The sequence below is a fragment of the Pelagibacterium luteolum genome (assembly GCF_900100665.1).
Taxonomy (GTDB): Bacteria; Pseudomonadota; Alphaproteobacteria; order Rhizobiales; family Devosiaceae; genus Pelagibacterium; species Pelagibacterium luteolum.
Map to the genome: position 1 here is coordinate 1 of NZ_FNCS01000050.1, position 1041 is coordinate 1041.

General features: G+C 63.8%; 1 protein-coding gene. It reads right to left on the reverse strand.

The genetic code is table 11. From position 1 onward, the window contains the following. Positions 1-60: 60 nt before the first annotated feature. Positions 61-1041, reverse strand: a 981-nt coding sequence (locus BLR31_RS21285; RefSeq protein ID WP_090600548.1) for an IS91 family transposase, incomplete at its 5' end; no start/stop codon positions are given.

Sequence of the window (1041 nt, forward strand, 5' to 3'; positions counted from 1 at the left end):
GCCATCCCGTTGGCCGTCGCTGGTTTGAAGAGGCCATATGGCTGAGTGAGCCATGCCGGGTCATGGTGCATTCTCGCGGTTCGTTGCCATCGTATTTGGCGGACCCCGGGGCTGGCGCCAGCGTTGGAAGATCTCGATGACAATCATGCGTCCGCCGCAGCACGGGCATGGTGGGCGAACGTCCGCCGGGTCTTCGGCTGTGGTTTGATCAGGCGGCGGGGTGGCGTTCAGAAGCCCGCGGGCACAAGCGATGTTGGCCTTGCGTGCGCTGCCGGCGAGCAGGCCGTAATGCCGAATGCGATGAAACCCGCGCGGTAAAACATGCAGCAGAAAGCGTCGGATGAACTCGTTGGCGGCGATGGTCATGACCTGTTGCCGATCGGCGCCGGAGCAGCGGTAATTCTTGTAGCGGAAGGTAACGCTGGTCTGGTCGAAGGCGATAAGGCGGCTGTTCGAGATCGCCACACGGTGGGTGTAGCGCGAGAGATAGGCGAGAACGGCTTCGGGTCCGGCGAAGGGCGCTTTGGCATAAACAACCCAACGCTTCCTTCGGACCGGCGCAAGCTGGCGCAGGAAGACACGCCGGTCGCTAAGACCCGCCAGCTTGCCGAAGAAGACGAGCTTTCCAGCGCCATGCAGTTCGAGCAGCCGGGTCAGGAACAGGCGCTTGAACAGAGCGCCCAGCACCCGCACCGGCAGCAGGAAGGCCGGCCGCGACGATATCCATCGTCCGGCCGGTGTGAGGCCGCCACCGGGCACGATCATGTGGATGTGCGGATGGTGGGTCATGGCTGAACCCCATGTGTGCAGCACGGCGGTGATACCAATGCGGACGCCCAGGTGCTTTGGGTCGGCAGCGATCGTCAACATGGTCTGCGATGCTGCCTTGAACAGCAGGTCGTAGACCAGCGCCTTGTTGTGGAAGGCAATGTCGGCAATCTCGGCGGGCAGCGTGAACACGACGTGGAAGTAACCCACCGGCAGCAGGTTGGCCTGCTGGGCTTCCAGCCAGGCGCGTGCTGCAGCGCCCTGGCACCGCGG